The following is a 23,106-nucleotide window of genomic DNA, read 5'->3' on the forward strand; positions in this document are numbered from 1 at the left end:
ACGACGACGGCCTCGCACCTGACGCTGTCAGGTGCGAGGCCGTCGTCGGGAAGGAACGGGCGGGCCGTCAGGCCTGCTCCCACTCGGGCTTGCGCTTCTCGGCGAAGGCACCCATGCCCTCCTTCTGGTCCGCGGTGGCGAACAGGGAGTGGAAGATGCGGCGTTCGTGGACGATGCCCTGCTGCAGGGTCGTCTCGAACGCGGCGGCCACGGCCTCCTTGGCCATCTGCGCGGACGGCTTGGAGAAGGACGCGATCTTCTGCGCCACCTCGCGCGCCTCGTCCTGGACCTTCTCGTCCTCCACCAGGCGGGAGACGAGGCCGATGCGCTCGGCCTCCTCGCCGTCCACCTGGCGGCCGGTCAGCACCATGTCCATGGCCTTGGCCTTGCCCACGGAGCGGGTCAGTCGCTGGGAGCCGCCCATGCCCGGGATGACGCCGAGCTGGATCTCCGGCTGGCCGAAGCGGGTGCCCGGGCCGGCGATCAGCACGTCCGCCATCATGGCGAGCTCGCAGCCGCCGCCGAGGGCGTAGCCGGTCACGGCCGCCACGACCGGGGTGCGCACACGGCCCAGACGCTCCCACGCCTGGAACCAGTCCGAGGCGTACATCTGGGTGAAGGTCCGGTCCTTCATCTCCTTGATGTCCGCGCCGGCGGCGAACGCCTTGGGGGAGCCCAGCAGCAGGATCGCGCCGACGTCCGGGTCCATGTCGAAGGCCTCCGCGGCCTCGACGACGGCGTTCATGGTGGCCTCGTTGAGGGCGTTCAGCGCCTTCGGACGGTTCAGGGTGATGACGCCGACGCGGCCGTCGGTCTCCGTCAGGATCACGGGCTCGTCAGCGGTGGTCTTCTCGGTCACGCGGTGTCCTCCTTGGACTCGAGGGAGGCCGACGCCTGGTCGGCACGGACGGTCTCGATGATGCCGGAGAAGTCCTTGCGGGCGCCATCGCCGTCGGCGTACGCCTGGTACAGGCGCTGGCTTGTGCGGCCCAGCACGGCGTCCACGTTCTCGCGGTCGAGGGCGGACAGGGCCAGGCCCAGGTCCTTCGCCATCAGCGCACCCATGAACCCGCCGGCGAAGTCCCGGTTGGCCGGGGAGGTCGGCACCGGGCCCGGGACCGGGCAGTTCACGTTCACGGACCAGCACTGGCCGGTGGACGTGCTCATGACGTCGTACTGGACCTGCGGGTCCAGGCCCAGGCGCTCGCCCAGCACGAACGCCTCGGCGGCGCCGATCTGGGTGATCGCCAGCATCATGTTGTTGCATATCTTCGCGGCCTGGCCCATGCCGTGGTCGCCGCAGTGGACGATCTTCGCGCCCATGATCTGCAGCAGCGGCTCGACGCGGGCGAACGCGGCGTCCCCCGCGCCGACCATGAAGGCCAGGGTGCCGTTCTGGGCGCCCACCACGCCGCCGGACACCGGGGCGTCCACGGAGTCGAAGCCCGCGTCCTTCGCCATCTGTGCGGCCTCCTGGGCCTCGGCGATGTCGATGGTGGAACAGTCCACGAACAGGGTGTTCGGCTTCGCGACGGCCAGCAGGCCCTCGGAGCCCTCACCGCCGGCGTAGGTGGCCTTCACCAGGCTGCCGTTCGGCAGCATGGTGATGACCACGTCCACGTCCCGCGCGGCGTCCGCGCCGGTCGCGGCGATCTCGACGCCGGCGGCACGGGCGGCCTCCACGGCCTCCGGCACCGGGTCGAAGCCGGTGACCTGCACGCCCGCCTTCACCAGGTTCGCGGCCATCGGGCCGCCCATGTTGCCCAGGCCCAGGAAGGCCACACGGCGGGCATCCTCGGGGACGACGACGTTCTCGGTGTTCTCGCTCATCTCGGAGTCCTCCTCAGCGGTCTGCGGATCAGGAGCCCTCGGGCATCACGAACGAGGCGCCGGAGCGGATGCCCGAAGGCCAGCGCGTGGTGACGGTCTTGGTCTTGGTGTAGAACTTCAGGCCGTCGGTGCCGTACTGGTTCAGGTCGCCGAAGCCGGAGGCCTTCCAGCCGCCGAAGGAGTAGTAGGCGATCGGCACCGGGATCGGCACGTTCACGCCGACCATGCCGACGTTCACACGGGTGGAGAAGTCGCGGGCCGTGTCGCCGTCGCGGGTGAAGATCGACACGCCGTTGCCGAACTCGTGTTCGGACGGCAGGCGCAGGGCCTCCTCGTAGTCCTTCGCGCGCAGCACGCAGAGCACCGGGCCGAAGATCTCCTCCTTGTAGATGCGCATGTCCGCGGTGACGCGGTCGAACAGGGTCGCGCCCACGTAGAAGCCGTTCTCGTGGCCCTCGACGGTTGCGCCGCGGCCGTCCACCAGCAGGTCCGCGCCCTCGTCGACGCCGGCCTGGATGAGTCCCTCGATGCGCTCCTTGGCCTGCGCGGTGACCACGGGGCCGAAGTCGGCGCCCTCCTGGTCGGAGGCGCCCATCGTCAGGTCCTTCATGCGCTCCTGGAGCTTGGCGACCAGCTTGTCCGCGGTCTCTTCGCCCACCGGGACGGCCACGGAGATGGCCATGCAGCGCTCGCCGGCGGATCCGAAGGCGGCGCCGATGAGGCCGTCCGCGGCCTGGTCCAGGTCCGCGTCCGGCATGATCACGAGGTGGTTCTTCGCGCCGCCGAAGCACTGGGCGCGCTTGCCCAGGGAGGTGGCGTGCGCGTAGATCGACTGGGCGATCGGGGTGGAGCCGACGAACGCGACGGCCTGCACGGCCTCGTGCTCGATCAGGGCGTCCACGGCGTCCTTGCCGCCGTTGACCACGTTCACGGCGCCGGCGGGCATGCCGGCCTCGACCGCCAGCTCGGCCAGGCGGACCGGCACGGAGGGGTCACGCTCGGACGGCTTGAGGACGATGGTGTTGCCTGCGGCCAGGGCGCAGCCGGCCTTCCACAGCGGGATCATGGCCGGGAAGTTGAACGGGGTGATGCCGGCGACCACACCGAGCGGCTGACGGATGGAGTGCACGTCCACGCCGCGGCCCACCTCGGAGGAGAACTCACCCTTGAGCAGGTGCGGGGCGCCGGCGGCGAACTCGACCACCTCGACGCCGCGCTGGATGTCACCGTGGGCGTCCGGCACGGTCTTGCCGTGCTCCCGGGCGATGGAGCGGGCCAGCTCGTCCGCGTTCTCGTTGATCAGGCGGACCCACTCGAGCAGGATGCGGCCGCGGCGCTGCGGGTTGATGGTGGACCAGGTCTGGAAGGCCCTCTGGGCGGACTCCACGGCCTCGGCCACGCGCTCGGCGCCGCCCAGCGACACCTGGGCGGACACCTCGCCGGTGGCGGGGGTGAAGACGTCCTGCGTCGGCTCGCCGGTGCCCTCGACACGCTGGCCGTCGATGAAGTGGGGGATCAGGGTGGTCATGGTGCGCCGTCCGTTCTGCTCGTCCATGAGCGTTCGATTCCGGAAGATCTGAGGCGGCCGGCCCTGTCCGCAAGCACTGCGGAGGCGGGGTGTGGGCCACGTCTCAGGACGACCATACGCCCTCGAGACGTCCAGGGCACTTTTATGTCCGACTTTCGGAACCGCCGGGCTGATATGGACGTAGGTGCAGCGATCTGTCCGAAGGTGCCGCCGCCTGTCCGATCGTGCCATCGACAGGCACCATGGGACGACGTTTCTCGACGATCGTCCAGGAACGCCCTGCCCTGCTTTCCGGCCTGGTCAGCGGCGCCTACTGTTATCCACATCACCACCGGACCGGGGGGGACGCAAGGGTTGCGGCGGTGTGCCATCATCACCTCTTCCATCAGGAGAACCATCATGGTGAAGACGACCATGACCACCGCCGAAGACCGCCCGACCCGCCGTCTCGGCGCCGCTCTGGCAGCCGCCGTCGTCGCCGGCTCCGCCCTCGCGGCCACTCCGGCCGCCACCGCCACCGAGGTCCCGGCCCCCGCCGAGAAGGCCCCGATCCTGGCGACCCCCGTCGCTGACCTGGCGGCCCGGGGCATGGAGGTCCCGGATCCGAACGCGGACGGCTATGACAAGTTCATCGTCACCTACAAGGAGACCGCCTCTGCGGCCGCCACCGCACAGGGCCGTGCCCATGCCTGGGGCAAGGCCGCGAAGCAGGCCGGCGTCTCCGTGAAGGAGCTGCGCGCCACCGCCGTGGGCTCCCGTGTGATCAAGGCGGACAAGAAGCTGTCCCAGGCCGAGTCCGCGGAGTTCATGGAGACGCTCAAGGCCGATCCGGCCGTCGAGTCGGTCGAGCCGGACGTCATCTTCACCGCGGCCCTTGACCCGAAGGACGCCCTCTATAACCAGCAGTGGGGGTTCCACGGCGCCAACGGCATGCGCGTCCCCGGCGCCTGGGACCACTCCACCGGCTCCGGCGTCACGGTCGGCATCATCGACACCGGCCAGACCAGCCACCCCGACCTGGACGCGAACACCGTCCCGGGCTACGACTTCATCTCCGACCCGGGGAACGCCCGTGACGGCGACGGCCGTGACGCGGACCCGACCGACGAGGGCGACTGGTCCGTCGCCGGCGAGTGCAACTCGCCCTACGCGTCCGACTCCTCCTGGCACGGCAGCCACGTGGCCGGCACCGTCGGCGCCGTGGCGAACACCGAGGGAGTCGTGGGTGTGGCTCCGGATGTGAAGCTGCAGCACGCCCGCGTGCTCGGCAAGTGCGGCGGCTCGCTGTCCGACATCGCCGATGCGATCGTCTGGGCTTCGGGCGGATCCGTGCCCGGAGTCCCGGACAACCAGACCCCGGTGGACGTCATCAACATGTCCCTCGGCGGCTCCGGTGCCTGCAGCGCGACCTATCAGAACGCGATCGACTCGGCCGTGTCCCGCGGCGTCCCGGTCGTGGTCGCCGCCGGCAACGACAACAGGGACGCCTCCGGGGCCACCCCGGCCAACTGCGACAACGTCATCACCGTGGCCGCCTCGGACTCCAGCGGCAACCGTTCCTCGTTCTCCAACTACGGATCCCCTGTGGACGTGACGGCCCCCGGCACGGACATCATCTCCACCGTGAACGCCGGCAAGACCACCCCGAGCTCCTCGACCTACGCCGCCTACAACGGCACCTCCATGGCCACCCCGCACGTGGCCGGCGCGGTAGCGCTGATGCTGGCCAAGGACGGCTCCCTCACCCCGGCCGCCGTCGAGTCGGCGCTGAAGGACAACGCCCGTTCCATGCCGGGATCCTGCTCCGGCGGCTGCGGCGCAGGCCTGGTGGATGCCGCCAAGACCCTCGCCTCTCTGGGCGGCGGCTCGGACCCTGCTCCGGAGCCGGACCCGGAGCCGGACCCGGACCCGATCGGCGGGGAACTGCTGACCAACGGCGGCTTCGAGCAGGGCGCCACCGGGTGGCTCGGCACCGGCAACTCCACCCCGGTGTACTCCGCGGCGGGCTCCCACTCCGGCAACTACCACGCCGCCATGAACGGACTGGGCTACCGCAACACCGCCACCATCGAGCAGCGGGTGTCCCTGCCGGCCGGCAAGACCTCGACCCTGTCCTACGCCCTGCGCGTGGACTCGAACGAGGGAACCTCCGCCGTCTATGACCGCATGAGCGTGATGGTCAACGACGGCATCGCCTCCTACACGCTGAAGACGCACTCCAACATGGAGCAGGGCCGCGGGTACGCGACCCACACCGTGGACCTGTCCCGCTTCGCGGGCAAGGACGTGACCGTGTTCTTCCGTGGCGAGGAGGATGCGTACTCCGCGACCGTCTTCCGTCTGGACGACGTCTCGCTGACCGCCCGCTGAGTCTGCTGACGCGTCGGTGACGCCGCAGGTCCCGCCGGCCTGCACTGACCCGACGGCCCGGCCCGGGGAGCGCCCGCTCCCCGGGCCGGGGTCGTCTGTGCCGGCGCCTGATGTCAAGTACCCCTAGTGCCCGACGACGGCCGCCCACCCCGCGGGGGTGCGCGGCCGTCGTCGTGGGTGCCCCCTCCGGCACCACGGTGCCGGTCACGGTGTACCGGCGTGCAGGCGGACCGTCCCGGCCGACGGGACCAGGGTGCTGACCGTCGGTGCCGCCGGACGTCGACGACCGTGCCGGGATCCGGCACCAAGGTGCCGGATGTGCGCCCACGGATTGAAAGTGACCTGGCTCACCTGCCTAGCGTGAGGGCATCGCCGGACGTCGCGGCGAGGGGAGCTCCCCCAGGGGAGTTCAGGCCGCGACGGACGGAAGCAACCAGATCACCGATCACCTGTCAGAGGAGAAGCCCGATGGCTGCCCACCGAGACAACACCCGCAAGACCGCCCGCCGCGCCGGCGCCCTGCTCGCCGCCGCAGCGCTGGGAGGCAGCGCGTTCGCCGCCGCCCCGGCCCTCGCCGACCAGACCGCGGCCCCGGCCGAGAAGGCCCCGACCATCGCCACCCCGGTTGCCGACCTCGTGGCCCAGGGCATGGCCGCCAAGGACCCGAACGCGGACGGTTACGACAAGTTCATCGTGACCTACAAGGAGGGTGCGCAGGCCGCGACCACCTCCCAGGGCCGCGCGAACGCCTGGGGCAAGGCCGCCAAGGCCGCCGGAGTCTCCGTCAAGGAGCTGCGCGCCACCGCCTCCGGCTCCCACGTCGTGCAGGCGGACAAGAAGCTGGACCAGGCCGCCTCGAAGGCCTTCATGCTCCAGCTGGCCGCGGATCCGTCGGTCGAGTCCGTCGAGCCGGACGCCATCATGACCGTCGCCGCATCCACCCCGTCCGATGCCCTGTACTCGGAGCAGTGGGGCTTCCACGGGGAGAACGGCATGAACGTCGAGGGCGCCTGGGACGCCGGCACCGGCGAGGGCTCCACCGTCGCCGTGCTGGACACCGGCATCGTGGACCACCCGGACCTGAACGCCAACGTCTCCGGCGGCTATGACTTCATCTCGGACGCGGACTCCGCCCGTGACGGCGACGGCCGTGACGCGGACCCGAGCGATGAGGGTGACTGGATCGAGTACGGCGAGTGCAACGCCATGATGGAGTCCGGCTCCTCCTGGCACGGCACCCACGTGGCCGGCACCATCGGTGCGGTCGCGGACACCGAAGGCGTGGTGGGCGTGGCCCCGGACACCACCATCCAGCCGGTCCGTGTGCTCGGCAAGTGCGGCGGCTCCCTGTCTGACATCGCCGACGCGATCGTCTGGGCCTCGGGCGGCTCCGTGCCGGGCGTCCCGGACAACCCCGAGCCGGCCGATGTGATCAACATGTCCCTGGGAGGCTCCGGCATGTGCGGCACCGCCTACCAGAGCGCCATCGACCAGGCCGTGGCCAACGGCACCACCGTCGTGGTCGCCGCAGGCAACGAGTCCCAGCCGGCCGCCAACTCCCGCCCGGCCAACTGTGACAACGTGGTCACCGTGGCCGCCTCCGACGAGCAGGGCTCCAAGGCCTCCTTCTCGAACTACGGCGACGCCGTGGACGTGACCGCCCCGGGCGCGGAGATCATCTCCACCGTGGACTCCGGCACCACCACCCCGGCCGGCGCGGACTACGCCGCCTACCAGGGCACCTCGATGGCCGCCCCGCACGTGGCCGGTGTGGCCGCCCTGCTGGTCGCCAACGGCACTGCCGACCCGGCCGCCGTCGAGCAGCAGCTGAAGGACACCGCCCGCACCATGCCCGGCACCTGCGCCGAGGGCTGCGGTGCCGGCCTCGTGGACGCTGCCGCGGCACTGGGCGGCTCGGACGTCGGCGGCCGCCCTGAGTGATCCGCTGACCTGACACACCGATTCCCCTCGGCGTGAGGGGCGGGGCGGGGACCTGACGGTCTCCGCCCCGCTCCGTGCCCGGGGCAGGGCCCGGTCGACGGTTTGGACGACCGCCGGGACATCGTGTATATTTCAGCGAGTTGCTCCGCCCGCTGTGGGGGAGTCAGACCATGGATCTTTAGCTCAGTTGGTTAGAGCGTTCGCTTCACACGCGAGAGGTCGCTGGTTCGAGTCCAGTAAGATCCACCGCCGCGAGGCCCTCCGTCATGGAGGGTCTCGCTTTTTTCGTGGAGGTGCCTTCCGTGGAGGCGCCCAGGGCGACGGCCGTGCCGGGCCCGGCCCAGACCGGACCGCGCCACGTGCCCGGCGCACATGGTGTACTGGACCGCGTCAGCGGAGCCCAGCAGAGGCAGGAGGTCACGGTGTCACAGGATCCCCAGCAGGAGTCCTTCGACCCGCGCATCCCGGAGGCGCCCGTCGAGGTCTCGGCCATCCCCGTCATCCGGTCCGCCCACGCCGATTCCGACCCCGTCACGTCCCCGGTCCCGGCCGTCCCGGACGCCGCCCTCGACCCCGTGGAGACGGACGCGGGCACCGGCATGGTGGAGATGTCCACCGAGCCGGTGGCGGACTCGCCCCTCACCCAGCCGCCGTTGTCCGAGCCGGTGACCACCTCCGTGCTGGCCCCTGCCGACGGCGACGGCCGCGTCCCTGCCCCGCAGGCCGTCCCCGACCCGGACGCCAACGCCCTCGAAGCGTTCGCCGACGCGGCCCTGCACGAACCCCAGCTCGAGGAGTCCGGCTTCGCCGACGCCCCGTTCGCGGTTCCGGGAGAGCGGTCGCGGGGCCGCCGCCTGCCCCGTCCGCGGCTGCGCCGTTCTCCCAAGCCCGCGGCGGACCCGAATCCAGACCGGGTCGTCTACGGCGAGCACATGCCCACCCAGGCGATCGCCCTTGTGGAGCGCCTCGGCAGCTCCGCCTACGGCCGCCGTATGCGCTCCCGGCTCAGCGCCCGCAAGGCCGATCAGGACGCGGCCGTGGACGCCCGCACCACCCTGGACTTCGCCCTCAAGCTCGGTGAGACGATGTTCAGCTTCGGGGCGAGCTCCATGGACGTGGAGTCCTCGATCATCGTGGTCACCCAGGCCTTCGGCATCCACGAGATCGAGATCGACCTGACGAACCAGGCGATCTCCCTGAACTACGCCCCGGACTCCTCACGGGGAGAGGTGCCGTACACGCTGCAGCGCGTGGTGCGCTCCTGGTCCACGAACTTCGCCGGCCTCGGCCTGCTCCACCGACTCGTGGAGGAGATCGCCGACGGGGAGACGACCCGTGCCGAGGCGCAGCGCCGCCTCGTGGAGATCCGGCGCACGCCCAAACCGTTCCCGGCCTGGTCCGAGGTCATCATGGCCGGCGTCTTCTGCGGCCTGTTCGTGCCGTTCATCGGCGGCACGTGGCGAGGGGCACTGGTGGGCATGGTGTCCACATGGATCGTGTTCTGGCTGAAGATCAAGGTGGAGAAGCGCGGGCTCCCGGAGATCTTCAGCACCATGCTCGGCAGCTTCCTCGCCACCACGATCGCGCTGACGCTGCACGCGGTGAATGTGGGCATCGACCCGTCCCTGGTGATCGCCGGCGGCATCATGATCCTGCTGCCGTCCTCCCGCTTCGTGGCCGCCGTGCAGGACGCCATCAACGGCTTCCCCCTCACCGCGGCAGGCCGCCTGACCTCCGCGCTGCTGGGCTACATGGGCCTGATGGGCGGCATCATGATCGGCGTCATCGGCTCGGAGATCGCAGGCCTGCCGACGTTGGACCTGGCCGAGGCGCCGACGGGATCGGAGCTGCCGGCCATCATCCTGATGCTGCTCGTGGCCTGCGCTGCGATGTCCGACTCGATCGTCGAGCAGGCCACATGGAAGGCACTGATCGCCTCTGGCCTGGTGGCCTCCGCCGCCTACGGCGTCTGGCTGCTGTTCGACGGCATCGGCACGGGCCCGCGCCTGACCCCGGCGATCGCCGCCATGGCGGTGGGCTTTCTGGGCCGCATCGCGGCCCTGCGTCTGGGCTTCCCGCAGATCGTGGTGGTGCTGCCCAGCATGCTCTTCCTGCTGCCCGGTCTGGCGATCTTCCGTGCTCTCTACGAATTCACGGTGGAGTCCGGCTCCACCCTGCTCGGCGTGGCCGGCATCTTCAACGCGACCGTTGTGGTGGCCGCGATCGCCGGCGGCGTGGTCTTCGGCGACATCCTCGCCCGGCCGCTGACAGACCGGATCTTCGTGGGGTCGCGGCCGGCCACCGGCGTCGGCCACGTCCGCTGACCGGAGGCCGCCGCCCGGACCCGGCCGTCGGGTCGGGTGCGCCTGAAGGCGGCGGCGCGTGCCGTCGTCGGGGCGGACAGGGGACGACGACGGACGCCCGCCTCAGGCGGGCAGGCTCCAGTCCACCGGCTGCGCACCGTGCTCCGTCAGCCACGCATTGGCCCGGCTGAACGGCCGCGAGCCGAAGAACCCGCGGTGGGCGCTCAGGGGAGACGGGTGCGGGGACTCGACGACGCCCACCCCGTGTGCACGCAGCGGCGCGGCGAGCCGGCGGGCGTCGGCGCCCCAGAGCAGGGCGACCAGCGGAGCGTCACGCTCGGCGAGGGACTTCACCGCGGTCTGCGTGATCTGCTCCCAGCCGATGCCGCGGTGCGAACCCGGGGAGCCGGCAGCCACGGTGAGGCAGCGGTTCAGCATGAGCACTCCGCGCTCGGTCCACGCGGTGAGGTCGCCGTGCTCGGGTGGGGTGACGCCGAGGTCGTCGGCGAGCTCGCGGTAGATGTTGACCAGGGAGCGGGGGAGCGGCCGGACATCCGGGGCGACGGCGAAGCTCATGCCGATCGGATGCCCCGGCGTGGGGTAGGGGTCCTGGCCGAGCACGAGCACGCGGACGTCGTCGAACCGCTGACGGAAGGCCCGCAGCACGTTCTCCGGGGCCGGCAGGATCTGCTCGCCGGCGGCGCGGCGGGCGCGCAGCTGTTCGGCGACGGCGGCGAAGGCGGCGTCGTGGTCGGCGAACACCCGGGCCCAGCCCGGCTCCAGCGGCGCGATGAGGTCCATCCCGCCAGGCTATCCGGACACGCTCTGCGCTCGCCTGCGGCAGGCCGTCCGGCAGTCCGCGGGCGCGACGGGCTTCCGGTACGTGTGCCGCGCCACGGTGACACGTCCGCCGAGGTGGGGGCGGGGGAACGTACCATGTGGGACATGCCGACGACCCCACGAGACGAGCTCACCCCGCTGGAGCGGGAGGTGCTCGAACTCGAGGACCTGCGCTGGCGGTACCCGGGGGCCAAGGACCAGGCCATCCGCGAACGATTGGGACTGACCCCCACCGCCTACTATCAGATGTTGAACGGCCTGCTTGATCGGGAGGCCGCGCTCGCCTGCAGGCCCCTCCTCGTTCAGCGGCTTCGCCGCAGGCGAGGGACCCGTCGACGTGCCGGACGACCTGCCCGACCGGCCGCCTCTACTTCCCCCACTGTCGCCCAGGAGACCTGATTCACGATGGCCTACACGCCTGATCGCTTCGACGACGTCCCCGAGTACACGGACCAGCGCGGCGCTCACCGCGACCACTTCGAGGGGGCGGCGGCCGCCGGTGCCGGCGTCCGTCCGTTTCTGCTCATCGCCGTGGCCGCCATCTTGGTGGGCCTGTTCGTGGGCGTTGCCCTTCCGTTCCTCCAGCGCGGGGACGACTCCACCACCGCCGACGCCACCGCGTCCGTGACCGCCACTGCGTCCGACGATGCCGCCTCCGCCTCTGGTGACGACGAGCGCGAGGGCACGGCCGCCTCCGAGACGGAGGAGGCGACGAAGTCCGAGGACGCTGAAGAGTCGAAGAAGGCGGAGGCGTCCACGAAGGCAGAGGAGTCCCGCAAGGCGGAGGCGTCGAAGCGGGCCGAGGAGTCGAAGCAGGCCGAGGAGTCCCGCAAGGCCGCCGAAGAATCCAAGCAGGCTGAGGAATCGAAGAAGGCCGAGGAATCGAAGCAGGCGGAGGAGTCCCGCAAGGCGGAGGAGTCGAAGAAGGCCGAGGAGTCCCGCGAGGCTGCCGCCGCTGCCGCTGAGGAGTCCCGTAAGGCGGAGGCGTCGAAGCAGGCCGACGAGTCCCGCGCCGCCGCCTCGCGTGCCGCAGAGGAGTCCCGCAAGGCCGCGGAGGCCCGCGAGGCCGAGGCATCGAAGAAGGCCGAGGCGTCGAAGAAGGCTGAGGCGTCGAAGAAGGCTGAGGCGTCGAAGAAGGCTGAGGCGTCCAAGAAGGCCGAGGCGTCGAAGAAGGCCGAGGCGTCGAAGAAGGCTGAGGCATCCAAGAAGGCGGAGGCATCCAAGAAGGCGGAGGCGTCGGTCAAAAAGAACCGCGTGGTCGTCTACAACGCCACTCGCGTCAACAAGCTCGCCGCCGGCTACGCCGACCGGCTGGAGAAGGCCGGCTTCACCAACGTGACGGCGGAGAACTGGAACGGCTACGGCCTGAGCAGCTCCGCGGTGCTGTACAACCAGTCCTCGTTCAAGGGCACCGCCGAGGCGGTCGCCAAGGAGCTGGGCATCCCGGCGTACCAGACCCCCAACCTGAAGCTGAACGGCGTCGCGGCAGTCATGTTCAAGTGACCGACGCCTGATCCCTGTGCCGGCCCGGCCGGCGCGGATCGCCTCCGGCGCCCCGTCCACCCGCTCTCCGGCGGGCAGGCGGGGCGCTGTTGCGCCGTCAGCGGACCTTTTGCACTCACCGAGCGAGAGTGCTCATAATGGCTTTAGCACTCCGGTGTGCCGACTGCCAGCCGCGTCCCGCGGCAGACCAGGGCGCATGCGGAGCAGGACCTGACAGCGGTGAGGCGCTCCCGGTGGGACGCCGTCCGTCGCGGGCACTGCACAGGTCACCGACCGCTGAGAACGCAGCCGTCCAGAAAGGACATGCAGACATGGCCAAGACCATCGCATTTGACGAAGAGGCACGCCGCGGCCTGGAGAAGGGGCTGAACACCCTGGCCGACGCCGTGAAGGTGACCCTGGGCCCCCGCGGCCGCAACGTCGTGCTGGAGAAGAAGTGGGGCGCGCCCACCATCACCAACGACGGCGTCTCCATCGCCAAGGAGATCGAGCTCGAGGACGCATACGAGAAGATCGGTGCCGAGCTCGTCAAGGAGGTCGCCAAGAAGACCGACGACGTGGCCGGCGACGGCACCACCACCGCCACCGTGCTGGCCCAGGCCCTGGTCCGTGAGGGCCTGCGCAACGTGGCCGCCGGTGCCGACCCGATGGCCCTGAAGCGGGGCATCGAGAAGGCCGTCGAGGCCGTCACCTCCGAGCTCCTGGGCGCCGCCCGCGAGATCGAGACCAAGGAGCAGATCGCCGCCACCGCGTCGATCTCCGCCGCCGACGAGCAGATCGGCTCCCTCATCGCCGAGGCCCTGGACAAGGTCGGCAAGGAGGGCGTCATCACCGTCGAGGAGTCCAACACCTTCGGCCTCGAGCTCGAACTCACCGAGGGCATGCGCTTCGACAAGGGCTACATCTCCGGCTACTTCGTCACCGACGCGGACCGCCAGGAGACCGTCCTCGAGGACCCGTACATCCTGATCGTCAACTCCAAGATCTCCACCGTGAAGGACATGGTGTCCGTCCTGGAGAAGGTCATGCAGTCCGGCAAGCCGCTGCTGATCATCGCCGAGGACGTCGAGGGCGAGGCCCTGGCCACCCTCGTGGTCAACAAGATCCGCGGCACCTTCAAGTCCGTCGCCGTGAAGGCCCCGGGCTTCGGCGACCGCCGCAAGGCCATGCTGGCCGACATCGCGATCCTCACCGGCGGCCAGGTCATCTCCTCCGAGGTCGGCCTGTCCCTGGAGACCGCGACCCTGGACATGCTGGGCCAGGCCCGCAAGGTCGTCGTCACCAAGGACGAGACCACCATCGTCGAGGGTGCCGGCGACGCCGACCAGATCGCCGGCCGCGTCTCCCAGATCCGCTCCGAGATCGAGAACACCGACTCGGACTACGACCGTGAGAAGCTGCAGGAGCGCCTCGCGAAGCTGGCCGGCGGCGTGGCCGTCATCAAGGCCGGTGCCGCCACCGAGGTGGAGCTCAAGGAGCGCAAGCACCGCATCGAGGACGCCGTCCGCAACGCCAAGGCGGCCGTGGATGAGGGCATCGTCGCCGGCGGCGGCGTGGCCCTGATCCAGGCCGGCGCCAAGGCCTTCGACGGCCTGCAGCTCGAGGACGACGAGGCCACCGGCGCGAACATCGTGAAGGTCGCCATCGAGGCCCCGCTGAAGCAGATCGCCCTCAACGCCGGCCTGGAGCCGGGCGTTGTGGCGGACAAGGTCAAGGACCTCCCGGAGGGCAACGGCCTCAACGCCGCCACCGGCGAGTACGAGGACCTGCTGGCCGCAGGCATCAACGACCCGGTGAAGGTGACCCGCTCTGCCCTGCAGAACGCCGCCTCCATCGCCGGCCTGTTCCTCACCACCGAGGCCGTCGTGGCCGACAAGCCGGAGAAGGCCGCCCCGGGCGCCGACGCGGGCATGGACCCGATGGGCGGCATGGGCGGCATGATGTGACCGCCTGCTGACGCCTGACCCGGCCCGCAGCCGGGTCGACCGACGCAGGCGAGGCCCGGCCCCCTCACAGGGGGCCGGGCCTCGCCGCATGTCTGGAGACATTGCCGCTCAGCCAGGTGGGCGGCTTCCCAGCCGGGGCGGCGAAGCGGCAGGAGCGGTGCCTCAGCGCAGCAGGTCGCGCTCCCGGGTCAGGTTGGCCCGTGCTGCCTGCTCCCAACGACGACGGCCGCTCGCCGTCGTGTACAGCCGTTCCGTCGCCAGCAGGTCGTCCAGGACAGCAGAGCGTCCGCGGCGCCAGTCGGGCTCGGCCACGTGGGCGAAGTCCTTTCGGACGAGGGCCACGTAGGCGTCATAGGACTCCGGGTCGCGGCCCAGGACCTCGAGGTCCGCGTCCGAGAGTGCGGCACCTGCGGAGTCCTCTTCGTCCGGCCGGTGGCGGGCTGTGAGCCGCACCAGGCGGGCGGTCTCGGCGATCTCCGCGTCCGGCACGGCCAGCGGCGGTGCGGAGAGCAGGTCCTCGGCCAGACGGGCGGAATCCTCCTCGTCCTGACCGGCGGGGCGGGACGGGTCGGCGTCGTAGACGGCGTCATGGAACCACGCCGCCAGCGGTACGGCACGGGGGTGCGGACCGAGCTCCTCGCCGTCCGTGCGCAGCCGGTCCACGGCCTCGAGGACCGCCAACAGGTGGTCCGGAGCGTGGTAGTGGCGGTGCGGCTGGCTCCACCGGGCCAGCAGGTCTCGGCCGAGCTCTCCGACCGCGGCGGGGTCGGCGGCCGGCCCGGCGGCGAAGAGGTTCTCCCAGCGCCGCAGGAGCATGGGATCCCGACGCTTCGGCCGGCGCCGCGAGGGCACCCGCAGGCCGGAGCGGGTCAGCCGCCGGGTCAGGTCCCGTCCACTGACCGGCACGGCGCCCGCGGCGATCAGCTCGTCGTAGCGGTGGGCAGGCACGTCGTAGTGGTCCAGGTCGAACGCCCGTCGGGTGATCCCTGTGGCCTCGGCGAAGGCGTGCAGCTCCTCGAGGCTGGCGTCCGAGACCAGGTGGGAGAACACCGTCCCATGCGCGGGCCAGACGGGCGGGTCGATGTAGACGGCCATGGAGGCCACCTTAGACCCGCCCGTCGGCCGTCTGCTCAGAAGCGGAACATCGCGGCGTTCGCCTGCTCTGCCTCGGAGTACTGGGCACCGGCCTGGTCCATGGCACGGCGGATGCCGGCCAGGGCCTCCTCCACGCGGGCCTGGGTGCCGCGCCACTCGGTGAGCACGGTCTGGAAGTTCGTGGACGCCTGGCCGCGCCAGGTGTCCTGCAGCTGGCGGAGGTTGGCCTCCATGGCGTTGACCTCGGCCTGCAGCCGGCCGATCGAGCCCTCCACGGCGGCGCTCTTGGCGAACAGGTCCTCGATGTCGATCTGGACGACGGTCATGACAGTCTCCTTGCGTCTCGTCTCCGGCGGCGGGGTGCCGCCGTGACCACCACGCTGACAGAAGGAGGGACCCGGGCGCTCGGCCGGGTCCTGCTGCTGTGGACGGATCAGGCGTTTCGGTCGCCTGTGGAGGAGGGGTCGTCCTGCTCGAGCTCCTCGTCCGGCTCGAAGTCGTCGTCCTCGTCGTCGAAGGCGTCTTCCACGTAGGACCAGGGAAGGTGCACCGAGAAGGTGGCGCCGCCGCCCTCGGTCTCACGCAGTCGCACAGAGCCGTCGTGCTGCGCGACGATCGCGGCGACGATCGCCAGTCCCAGGCCCGTGCCGCCGGTCTCGCGGTGGCGGGAGCTGTCCGCACGGTAGAAGCGCTCGAAGATGCGGTTCGCCTCCTCCTCGGAGATGCCGTGGCCGTGGTCCCGGATCTCGATGACCGAGTCGCGGGCACCCTTGACCTGGTGTCCCGAGGCGTCGGTGGAGCCGGGCAGCACGTCCACGGTGCCCACGGCGATCTCGATCGGCGTGCCGACCGGCGTGTAGCGCAGCGCGTTGGTCATCAGGTTCACGACGACCTGGCGGATGCGGCCCTCGTCGCCGTACACGGTGGCGGAGGTGGCGCGGCCCCCGTCCAGGCCCACCATGGTGACCTCGCGGTCCGGGGCGTTGACCTTCGCATCCAGCACAGCGTCCATGGCGAGCATCTGCAGGTCCAGCGGCTGCGACTCCAGGGCGCGCTGCTCGTCCAGCCGGGCCAGTGTCAGCAGGTCCTCCACCAGCTGGTGCATGCGGGTGGCCTCGGACTCGATGCGGCCCATGGCCGCGGCCACGTCCTCCTCCTTCGTGATGCCGCCGTGCCGGTAGAGCTCGGAGAAGCCACGGATGGTGACCAGCGGGGTGCGCAGCTCGTGGGAGGCGTCCTGCACGAACCGGCGCATGGTGGACTCGGACTGCTCCTTGTCCCGGAACGCGGACTCGATGTGCGCGAGCATCGCGTTGAGCGAACGGGAGAGGCGGCCGACCTCGGTGTCCGGGGGCGCGTTCTCCACACGCTGTGAGAGGTCGCCTGCGGCGATCATGGAGGCAGTCCGCTCCACGCGGTTGAGCGGACGGAAGGCGCGGCGCACCCCCATGTTCGCGAGGATCACCGCGCCGGCGGTGGAGATCAGGCCGATCGTCACCACGAGCGTGGTCACGCGCTCCACGGAGGAGGTCACGGTGCGCAGGGGCAGGGCGACCGCCACGGTGCCCTCACCGCTGCGGAGGCGGTACAGGCGGACGCGCCAGCCGTCGGAGTTCTCGGTGCTGCCGGGGACCTCGAACGCCTCCGAGCCGCGCTGGGTGACCTGCTGCTCGGTGAGGGCGTCCAGGCGGGGGCCGTCCATGTCCGCGGCCACCGGGGTGCTGACCAGCTGGTTGCCCTCGTTGTCCCAGAGCTCGCCGTAGAAGCGCAGGATCGAGTGCGGCGGCGTGTAGTAGCCGCCGGACTGGCCCACCGACGTCAGGTAGATGGAGACGTTGTCACGGTTGGACTGCAGGTCCTCGTCCAGCTGGCGGACGAGCTCGTTGCGGAAGAGCGTGGCCGTGAACAGCGCGGTGAGGGCCACCGTGAGCAGCATCAGTGCGGTGATGAGCACGATGAGCTTGCTGCGCAGCGAGGAGTTCTTCCACGTGTAGCGCAACGAGGCCCACGGGCGGATCCCGGGGCCTCTCGCGGCGCTGAGGCCGGTCATGCGCCTCAGCGCTTGTCCGCGGTGCGCAGCATGTAGCCCACACCGCGCTTGGTGTGGATCATGCGCTCGCGGTCGCCGACGTCGATCTTGCGGCGCAGGTAGGAGATGTAGGACTCGACGATCGAGGCATCGCCGTTGAAGTCGTACTCCCAGACGTGGTCGAGGATCTGGGCCTTCGAGAGCACGCGGTTGGGGTTCATCATCAGGTAGCGCAGCAGCTTGAACTCGGTGGGGGACAGGTCCACCACGTCGCCGCCGCGGCGGACCTCGTGCGCGTCGTCATCCAGTTCGAGGTCGTCCACACGCAGCACGGCGGCGTCGTCCTCGGCGGGAGCGGTGCGGCGCAGCACGGCGCGGATGCGGGCCACCACCTCGTCGAGGGAGAAGGGCTTGGTGACGTAGTCGTCGCCGCCGACGGTCAGGCCGGTGACCTTGTCCTCGGTGCCGTCGCGGGCGGTGAGGAAGACGACCGGGAAGTGGCGGCCGGCTGCGCGCAGGCGGCGGGTGACGGTGAAGCCGTCCACGTCCGGGAGCATCACGTCCAGCACGGCCAGGTCCGGCTGGAATTCCTCGGCGGCCGCGAGGGCGTCGTGCCCGTTCTCAGCGGCGACGACGTCGAAGCCGGCGAACCGCAGGGAGGTTGAGAGCAGCTCGCGGATGTTCGACTCATCGTCCACGACGAGGAGGCGGGCTTCGGGGTTCTTGTTCTGCATGCGTCCAGTGTGGCCCCGGAACCTGGGGGTTGTCTGCACGTCGCCTGCGGGTCTGCCACGGGATTTGTGGGAGGCCTGCGACGACGGTCGCCTGCGCTCCCGGGGCGGCTCGCCCCGGTCGCCGGGCCGGGCGGCGTCGGGCATCGCCGGTCAGAGGCGGGAGCGGCGGATCGCCGCGAGGATGACGTAGAGCAGAAGCAGGGCGAAGCCGGCAGGCATGCCGAACAGTGAGAGCCCGTACAGGGCGGCATGGCTCACAGCGCCGGCGAAATAGCCGACCAGCAGCCACACGAGGGCGATCAGGGAGACCGCGGTGAGCAGCACGCCGACGACCAGGACGCCGGTCAGCAGCGTCGAGCCGGAGCGGCCGGTCGGGCGGGCGGTGGAGTCGTGCTGCGCAGGGGTGGAGGACATGCCGCCCATGGTAGGCCGAGCGGGTATCCTGAGCCGTCAGAGAAGACACGTCCCCTCGTCAACGGGAGCCTTCCCGGCAGGAACGGTCCCACCGATGCCGCGGCCTCGCCGCGCCGGTGTGTTGGACCCCGCCCGCTCCCGGCACGACGGCCACCGTGCACGCCGGAGGACTCGGCGGTGCCGGAGCCGCAGTGGGACGCCACGACGACTGAAGCAGGGAAGTGATCCGATGCCCACCGGACGCATCAAGTTCTACGACGCCGCCAAGGGATTCGGCTTCGCACAGGCGGACAGCGGCGAGGAGGTGCACGTGCCCTCCTCCGCGCTGCCGGCCGGGGTGAAGGAGCTGCGCGCGGGCACCCGCGTCGAGTTCGGCATCGCCGAGGGCCGCCGCGGCCTGCAGGCGCTCTCGCTGCGCGTGCTGGAGTCCGGGCCCTCCTCCGTGCGCAATCACCGTCCGAAGCCGGACGAGATGGCGATGCTCATGGAGGACCTCATCAGGTGGCTCGACCAGACGTCCAACGGTCTGCGCCGCGGCAGGTACCCGCAGCGCGCCCAGGCCGAGAAGATGGCGCAGGTCTTGCGCCGCGTCGCCGACGACCTGGAGGCCTGAGCCGTGACCGAGCAGACCGTGGCAGATGAGGTGCCGCAGAACGGGCAGGTGGCCGAGGAGAAGGCCGCCGGGAAGAGTGCCGCACACCAGAAGGCGGCGGACAATCCGGTGAAGAAGCCGGCCCGTCGCAGGGCCCCGCGCCGCGACGAGGTCCTCGCCGAGGCCATCCACACCGCACGGGCCGGCCTGGCCGGTCTGGCCGAGGACGAGCAGATCGGCGAGCATCGCGGCGCCACCGTGGACGACGACCGCCTCATGACCCACCGCTGGGACGCGAAGCTGCCCGGCTACCGTGGCTGGCAGTGGTATGCCACCGTCGCCCGCGCGCCGCGTTCGAAGCTCGTCACCGTGTGCGAGGTCGGCCTGGCAGCCGGCGAGGACTCGATCGTCGCCCCGGCCTGGGTGCCCTACGCAGACCGCGTCTCCGAGGAGGAGCGCGAGCGCATGAAGGCGGTCGCCGAGGGGCGCGACCCGAACCGCGCAGCCGAGAGCGACGACGAGGAGACGGCCGCGAAGGACGACGGTGCCGAGAAGCCCGCCGATGGGAAGGCCCCTGCCGGCACTGAAGCGGCCCCGGAGACGGATTCGGCCTCCGACGCCGAGGCATCGGAGGCCGAGGACGCTGCGGAGGAACCGACTCAGGTGAGCTGACCGGCCACGTGGTCGATGCAGCCGAGCAGGGCCGACACGTCGTCCGGCTCGATGGCGGCGAAGGTTGCGATGCGCAGCTGGTTGCGGCCGAGCTTGCGGTACGGTTCCACATCCACCACGCCGTTGGCGCGCAGCACCTTGGCGATCGCGGCGGCGTCCACGGCGTCGTCGAAGTCCATGGTGCAGATGACGTTCGAGCGCTCGTCCGGGTTCTGCACGAACGGGGTTGCGACGCCCGAGGCTTCGGCCCACGCGTAGACCCGGGAGGCCGACTCCGCGGTGCGGGACGTGGTGAACTCCAGTCCACCGTTGCCGTTCATCCACTTCAGCTGCTCGTCCAGCATGACGAGGGTGGCCAGTGCCGGGGTGTTGTAGGTCTGGTCCTTGACCGAGTTGTCCACGGCGATGGACAGGTCCAGGAACTCCGGGATCCACCGGCCCGAGCCCTTGATCTCCTGCACCCGGTCCAGGGCCTTCGGAGAGAACAGAGCCAGCCACAGGCCGCCGTCTGAAGCGAAGTTCTTCTGCGGAGCGAAGTAGTAGACGTCGGCCTCGGCCATGTCCACGGTCAGTCCGCCCGCGGCGGAGGTGGCGTCCACGACCACGAGGGAGTCCGCGTCGGCTCCTTCCGGTCGGACGACCGGAGCGAAGACACCGGTGGAGGTCTCGTTGTGCGGCCACGCGTACACGTCCACACCGGCCACCGCTTCCGGGGCGGGACGGGTGCCCGGCTCCGCGGTGCGGATGTCTGAGGATTCCAGAAACGGGGCGTTGTCCGTCGCCCGGGCGAACTTGGATCCGAACTCGCCGAAGCTCAGGTGCTGGGCCTTCGCCCGGACCAGGCCGAAGCTCGCCGCGTCCCAGAAGGCGGTGGAGCCGCCGACACCCAGCACGACCTCATAGCCCTCCGGCGCGGAGAACAGGGTGGAGACGCCCTCGCGGACGCTGCGGACCAGGTTCTTCACCGGGGCCTGACGGTGCGAGGTGCCGAGCAGCTTCGGGCCTGCGGCGACGAGCGCCTCGACCTGTTCGGCGCGGACCTTGGACGGGCCGGCGCCGAAGCGGCCGTCGGCGGGGAGCAGGTGGGCGGGCAGGGTGATGGCGGACGGATCCATGGCCACGGCGGGACACCTCGTCTTCTCTTGCCTGGGGAGCCGGGAGGGGAGAGTGCACGGTGCGCGGGGCACGTGCATCAGGCCATTGTGCTCCGGCCCGCCGGGGGCGTGGTGAACGTGACGACGCGCAGGCGGGCAGCGCTCGCTAGACTGGGGCGGCGCCGAGACGCAGTCCGGACGCGGTGGCAACGAGTTGAGAAGGGCGACGGCGGATGACCGATCTGATCGACACCACGGAGATGTACCTGCGCACCATCCTCGAGCTCGAGGAGGAGGGCATCCCGCCGCTGCGCGCCCGCATCGTCGAACGCCTCGAACACTCCGGACCCACCGTGTCCCAGACGGTCGGCCGCATGGAGCGCGACGGGCTCGTGCATGTCGGCGAGGACCGGCGTCTGCAGCTGTCCGAGCAGGGTCGTGAACGGGCCGTGGCGGTGTTGCGCAAGCATCGGCTCGCCGAGCGCCTGCTGGCCGACGTCATCGGCTTGGACTGGGCCTATGTCCATGACGAGGCCTGCCGCTGGGAGCACGTCATGAGCGACCAGGTCGAGCAGCGTCTGCTCGAGATCCTCGACGACCCCGACACCACCCCGTACGGCACCCCGATCCCGCCGCGGCCGGACCGTCAGTCCGCCGCCGAATGGAGCTCGAGCATGGGGCTGTCCTCCAAGTCTCTTGTGGACGCCGCGGGGGGTCGGGCGACCGTTGCCAGTCTTGCCGAGGCGGTGCAGGCGGATGCGGAGCTGCTCGAGGAGCTGTTCCGGGCCCACATCCGACCGGGCGTGGTGCTGGAGGTCAGTGAGACCTCAGATCCGGAGTACCTGCGTGTGCAGGCCGTGGATGTGGAGGGTGCCCCGGCCTTGGAGTTGGGCCGCGAGACCGCCGCCCACGTGCGGATCGCCACCGGAGCCTGAAGGGCGGCAGCTCACCGGTGCAGGGCCTGAGACTCCGGAGTCGCGGACGGGGGTGCTCCAGCTGCGACTCGGTCTCGATCGTGATGATCGGTCACGGTCTGCGTCGCGGGGGACCGATCGGTCGGTATTTCTCATGATTGCTCCTGACAAGGGGCGATCATGTCTGATCGACGGAAGGGGATGCGACGTTTCGTGATGAACGCGTGACATTCCTGTGACCTTGTGTGTAGCCTGAGCCGGTGCCCGGATGCAGGAGTCGGTCCGGGCGCCCCGTGTCCACACCGTGTGCGTCCTCCGAGTGGACAGCGGGGAGTCACTCGTTTCGACGGCAACCGCCATGGTCGGAGGCTCTGCAGGGAGCGCAGGGATCGCACACGGACATGCTCGGAAGAGGATCACCGTGACTGACAACCTGCACTCGCGCAATGCAAAGCGTTCCGGCCGCACTGCAACCAAGGCGACCGTGGCCGTCCTCGCCGGCGGCCTGGTGGTGGCCGGCGGCGTCGCTCAGGGACAGATCGGCAAGGGCGAGGACAACGTCATGGCCGAGGAGGCCAAGGTCGAGGTCGAGCGCAGCGCGCAGGTGGAGCGTCAGTCCTCCGTGGACGCCGAGGCCGCGGAGAAGGCCGCCGCCCAGAAGAAGGCCGAGCTCCAGAAGAAGAAGGCGGAGGCCGCCAAGAAGGCAGCCGCGAAGAAGAAGGCCGCTGCGAAGAAGGCTGCGCAGGACAAGGCGGCCCAGGAGGAGGCGGCCCAGGAGGCCGCCGCTGAGAAGGCTGCAGCTGAGAAGGCTGCGCAGGAGAAGGCCGCAGCTGACAAGGCCTCTCAGGAAAGGGCAGCCGCCAAGAAGGTTGCCGCCAAGAAGGCTGCCGCGAAGAAGGTCGCAGCTGAGAAGGCTGCGCAGGAGAAGGCCGCTGCCGAGAAGGCGGAGGCGGAGAAGCAGGCTGCCGCCGAGCAGCGCTGGCGCGAGAAGGTTGCCGCCCAGGAGGCCGCGAAGAAGGCCGCCGCCGAGCGCGCCGCTGCCCAGCGTGCTGAGCAGGCCGCCCAGCGCGAGGCTGCTCAGGAGGCCGCCGAGCGCCAGGCCGCTGAGCGTGAGGCCGCTGAGCGTGAGGCCGCCCAGGAGGCCGCCGAGCGTCAGGCTGCCCAGGAGGCTGCCGAGGCCGCTGAGCGTGAGGCTGCCCAGGGGGCTGCCGAGCGTCAGGCCGCGCAGGAGGCTGCCGAGGCCGCTGAGCGTCAGGCTGCCCAGGAGGCTGCCGAGCGTGAGGCCGCTGAGCGTGCCGAGG

General features: G+C 70.7%; 19 protein-coding genes, 1 tRNA gene and 1 pseudogene. 11 read left to right on the forward strand and 10 right to left on the reverse strand.

What is annotated here, in order from left to right; all coding sequences use genetic code 11:
- Positions 1-67: 67 nt before the first annotated feature.
- From FM125_RS02590 to FM125_RS02600, 3 genes are read right to left on the reverse strand one after another with little or no spacing between them, the layout of a single operon-like run.
- The gene (locus tag FM125_RS02590) at positions 68-859 is read right to left on the reverse strand and encodes an enoyl-CoA hydratase (RefSeq protein WP_087133564.1); all 792 of its coding nucleotides are present in this window, start codon (positions 857-859) and stop codon (positions 68-70) included.
- Positions 856-1,830: a 3-hydroxyisobutyrate dehydrogenase gene (gene mmsB / locus FM125_RS02595; RefSeq protein WP_070637980.1), complete on the reverse strand. Its 975-nt coding sequence runs from the start codon at positions 1,828-1,830 to the stop codon at positions 856-858. Before mmsB ends, FM125_RS02590 begins: the two co-directional genes overlap by 4 nt.
- A gap of 28 nt (positions 1,831-1,858) precedes the next feature.
- Positions 1,859-3,385: a CoA-acylating methylmalonate-semialdehyde dehydrogenase gene (locus FM125_RS02600; RefSeq protein WP_369804909.1), complete on the reverse strand. Its 1,527-nt coding sequence runs from the start codon at positions 3,383-3,385 to the stop codon at positions 1,859-1,861.
- Between the two features lie 372 nt (positions 3,386-3,757).
- Between FM125_RS02600 and FM125_RS02605 the strand changes: the two genes are divergently transcribed.
- From FM125_RS02605 to FM125_RS02620, 4 genes are all read left to right on the forward strand, one after another.
- Positions 3,758-5,728, forward strand: a complete 1,971-nt coding sequence (locus FM125_RS02605) for a S8 family serine peptidase (RefSeq protein ID WP_245829744.1) — start codon at positions 3,758-3,760, stop codon at positions 5,726-5,728.
- A 468-nt stretch (positions 5,729-6,196) separates the two neighbouring features.
- A complete protein-coding gene (locus FM125_RS02610) occupies positions 6,197-7,669 on the forward strand; it encodes a S8 family peptidase (RefSeq protein WP_087133565.1) in 1,473 nt (490 codons plus the stop codon).
- Positions 7,670-7,841: 172 nt separating this feature from the next.
- Positions 7,842-7,915, forward strand: a tRNA-Val gene (locus tag FM125_RS02615).
- A gap of 176 nt (positions 7,916-8,091) precedes the next feature.
- Positions 8,092-9,993: a threonine/serine exporter family protein gene (locus tag FM125_RS02620; RefSeq protein ID WP_245829746.1), complete on the forward strand. Its 1,902-nt coding sequence runs from the start codon at positions 8,092-8,094 to the stop codon at positions 9,991-9,993.
- A 102-nt stretch (positions 9,994-10,095) separates the two neighbouring features.
- Here FM125_RS02620 and FM125_RS02625 read toward each other — a convergent pair whose 3' ends face one another.
- Positions 10,096-10,773: a uracil-DNA glycosylase gene (locus FM125_RS02625; protein WP_067190871.1), complete on the reverse strand. Its 678-nt coding sequence runs from the start codon at positions 10,771-10,773 to the stop codon at positions 10,096-10,098.
- A gap of 144 nt (positions 10,774-10,917) precedes the next feature.
- Here FM125_RS02625 and FM125_RS02630 point away from each other — a divergent pair, with 144 nt between their 5' ends.
- The 3 genes from FM125_RS02630 to groL all read left to right on the forward strand — a co-directional run bounded on the left by FM125_RS02630 (position 10,918) and on the right by groL (position 14,261).
- Positions 10,918-11,211, forward strand: a complete 294-nt coding sequence (locus tag FM125_RS02630; protein ID WP_245232192.1) for a DUF3263 domain-containing protein — start codon at positions 10,918-10,920, stop codon at positions 11,209-11,211.
- 6 nt (positions 11,212-11,217) lie between these two features.
- A complete protein-coding gene (locus tag FM125_RS02635) occupies positions 11,218-12,315 on the forward strand; it encodes a LytR C-terminal domain-containing protein (RefSeq protein WP_087133567.1) in 1,098 nt (365 codons plus the stop codon).
- Between the two features lie 311 nt (positions 12,316-12,626).
- Positions 12,627-14,261 carry a chaperonin GroEL gene (groL, locus tag FM125_RS02640; protein WP_067190866.1) on the forward strand — a complete coding sequence of 545 codons (1,635 nt, stop codon included), beginning with the start codon at positions 12,627-12,629 and terminating at the stop codon, positions 14,259-14,261.
- Positions 14,262-14,423: 162 nt separating this feature from the next.
- Here groL and FM125_RS02645 read toward each other — a convergent pair whose 3' ends face one another.
- The 5 genes from FM125_RS02645 to FM125_RS02665 form a co-directional block, all read right to left on the reverse strand.
- On the reverse strand, positions 14,424-15,356 hold the full coding sequence (locus tag FM125_RS02645) for a DUF4031 domain-containing protein (protein WP_087133568.1): 933 nt from the start codon (positions 15,354-15,356) through the stop codon (positions 14,424-14,426).
- Positions 15,357-15,391: 35 nt separating this feature from the next.
- Complete coding sequence (locus tag FM125_RS02650) at positions 15,392-15,682, reverse strand: WXG100 family type VII secretion target (RefSeq protein ID WP_067190862.1); 291 nt, start codon at positions 15,680-15,682, stop codon at positions 15,392-15,394.
- A 107-nt stretch (positions 15,683-15,789) separates the two neighbouring features.
- Positions 15,790-17,406: a sensor histidine kinase gene (locus tag FM125_RS02655; RefSeq protein WP_082739842.1), complete on the reverse strand. Its 1,617-nt coding sequence runs from the start codon at positions 17,404-17,406 to the stop codon at positions 15,790-15,792.
- A gap of 5 nt (positions 17,407-17,411) precedes the next feature.
- Entirely contained in the window at positions 17,412-18,119 is a 708-nt protein-coding gene (locus tag FM125_RS02660; protein ID WP_087133569.1) for a response regulator transcription factor, read from the reverse strand.
- Between the two features lie 150 nt (positions 18,120-18,269).
- On the reverse strand, positions 18,270-18,533 hold the full coding sequence (locus tag FM125_RS02665) for a hypothetical protein (protein ID WP_135103348.1): 264 nt from the start codon (positions 18,531-18,533) through the stop codon (positions 18,270-18,272).
- Between the two features lie 229 nt (positions 18,534-18,762).
- Between FM125_RS02665 and FM125_RS02670 the strand changes: the two genes are divergently transcribed.
- Positions 18,763-19,146, forward strand: coding sequence for a cold-shock protein (locus FM125_RS02670; RefSeq protein WP_067190855.1), 384 nt, complete (start codon positions 18,763-18,765; stop codon positions 19,144-19,146).
- 3 nt (positions 19,147-19,149) lie between these two features.
- Complete coding sequence (locus tag FM125_RS02675) at positions 19,150-19,797, forward strand: DUF3027 domain-containing protein (RefSeq protein ID WP_070637997.1); 648 nt, start codon at positions 19,150-19,152, stop codon at positions 19,795-19,797.
- On the opposite strand, the gene serC is transcribed toward FM125_RS02675, so the two are convergent.
- On the reverse strand, positions 19,785-20,912 hold the full coding sequence (gene serC, locus FM125_RS02680; RefSeq protein ID WP_087133572.1) for a phosphoserine transaminase: 1,128 nt from the start codon (positions 20,910-20,912) through the stop codon (positions 19,785-19,787). The genes FM125_RS02675 and serC overlap by 13 nt on opposite strands.
- Before the next feature lie 212 nt (positions 20,913-21,124).
- On the opposite strand from serC, the gene FM125_RS02685 reads away from it, so the two are divergent.
- Positions 21,125-21,826 (forward strand): metal-dependent transcriptional regulator, encoded by a 702-nt coding sequence (locus FM125_RS02685; RefSeq protein WP_067190853.1) that lies wholly within the window; start codon positions 21,125-21,127, stop codon positions 21,824-21,826.
- Between the two features lie 400 nt (positions 21,827-22,226).
- Positions 22,227-23,106 (forward strand): annotated as a pseudogene (locus tag FM125_RS11700) (hypothetical protein); the annotation flags it as partial.

The sequence above is a fragment of the Micrococcus lylae genome (assembly GCF_900163825.1).
Lineage (GTDB): Bacteria > Actinomycetota > Actinomycetes > Actinomycetales > Micrococcaceae > Micrococcus > Micrococcus lylae.

Excerpts from the sequence above, each read along its gene's own strand:
- FM125_RS02650 (WP_067190862.1), bottom strand. The coding sequence starts at position 15,682 with ATGACCGTCGTCCAGATCGACATCGAGGACCTGTTCGCCAAGAGCGCC.
- FM125_RS02625 (WP_067190871.1), bottom strand. The coding sequence starts at position 10,773 with ATGGACCTCATCGCGCCGCTGGAGCCGGGCTGGGCCCGGGTGTTCGCC.
- FM125_RS02670 (WP_067190855.1), top strand. The coding sequence starts at position 18,763 with ATGCCCACCGGACGCATCAAGTTCTACGACGCCGCCAAGGGATTCGGC.
- FM125_RS02605 (WP_245829744.1), top strand. The coding sequence starts at position 3,758 with ATGGTGAAGACGACCATGACCACCGCCGAAGACCGCCCGACCCGCCGT.
- mmsB (WP_070637980.1), bottom strand. The coding sequence starts at position 1,830 with ATGAGCGAGAACACCGAGAACGTCGTCGTCCCCGAGGATGCCCGCCGT.
- FM125_RS02660 (WP_087133569.1), bottom strand. The coding sequence starts at position 18,119 with ATGCAGAACAAGAACCCCGAAGCCCGCCTCCTCGTCGTGGACGATGAG.
- FM125_RS02655 (WP_082739842.1), bottom strand. The coding sequence starts at position 17,406 with ATGACCGGCCTCAGCGCCGCGAGAGGCCCCGGGATCCGCCCGTGGGCC.
- FM125_RS02630 (WP_245232192.1), top strand. The coding sequence starts at position 10,918 with ATGCCGACGACCCCACGAGACGAGCTCACCCCGCTGGAGCGGGAGGTG.
- FM125_RS02600 (WP_369804909.1), bottom strand. The coding sequence starts at position 3,385 with ATGGACGAGCAGAACGGACGGCGCACCATGACCACCCTGATCCCCCAC.
- FM125_RS02665 (WP_135103348.1), bottom strand. The coding sequence starts at position 18,533 with ATGTCCTCCACCCCTGCGCAGCACGACTCCACCGCCCGCCCGACCGGC.
- groL (WP_067190866.1), top strand. The coding sequence starts at position 12,627 with ATGGCCAAGACCATCGCATTTGACGAAGAGGCACGCCGCGGCCTGGAG.
- FM125_RS02610 (WP_087133565.1), top strand. The coding sequence starts at position 6,197 with ATGGCTGCCCACCGAGACAACACCCGCAAGACCGCCCGCCGCGCCGGC.
- serC (WP_087133572.1), bottom strand. The coding sequence starts at position 20,912 with ATGGATCCGTCCGCCATCACCCTGCCCGCCCACCTGCTCCCCGCCGAC.
- FM125_RS02635 (WP_087133567.1), top strand. The coding sequence starts at position 11,218 with ATGGCCTACACGCCTGATCGCTTCGACGACGTCCCCGAGTACACGGAC.
- FM125_RS02645 (WP_087133568.1), bottom strand. The coding sequence starts at position 15,356 with ATGGCCGTCTACATCGACCCGCCCGTCTGGCCCGCGCATGGGACGGTG.
- FM125_RS02685 (WP_067190853.1), top strand. The coding sequence starts at position 21,125 with ATGACCGATCTGATCGACACCACGGAGATGTACCTGCGCACCATCCTC.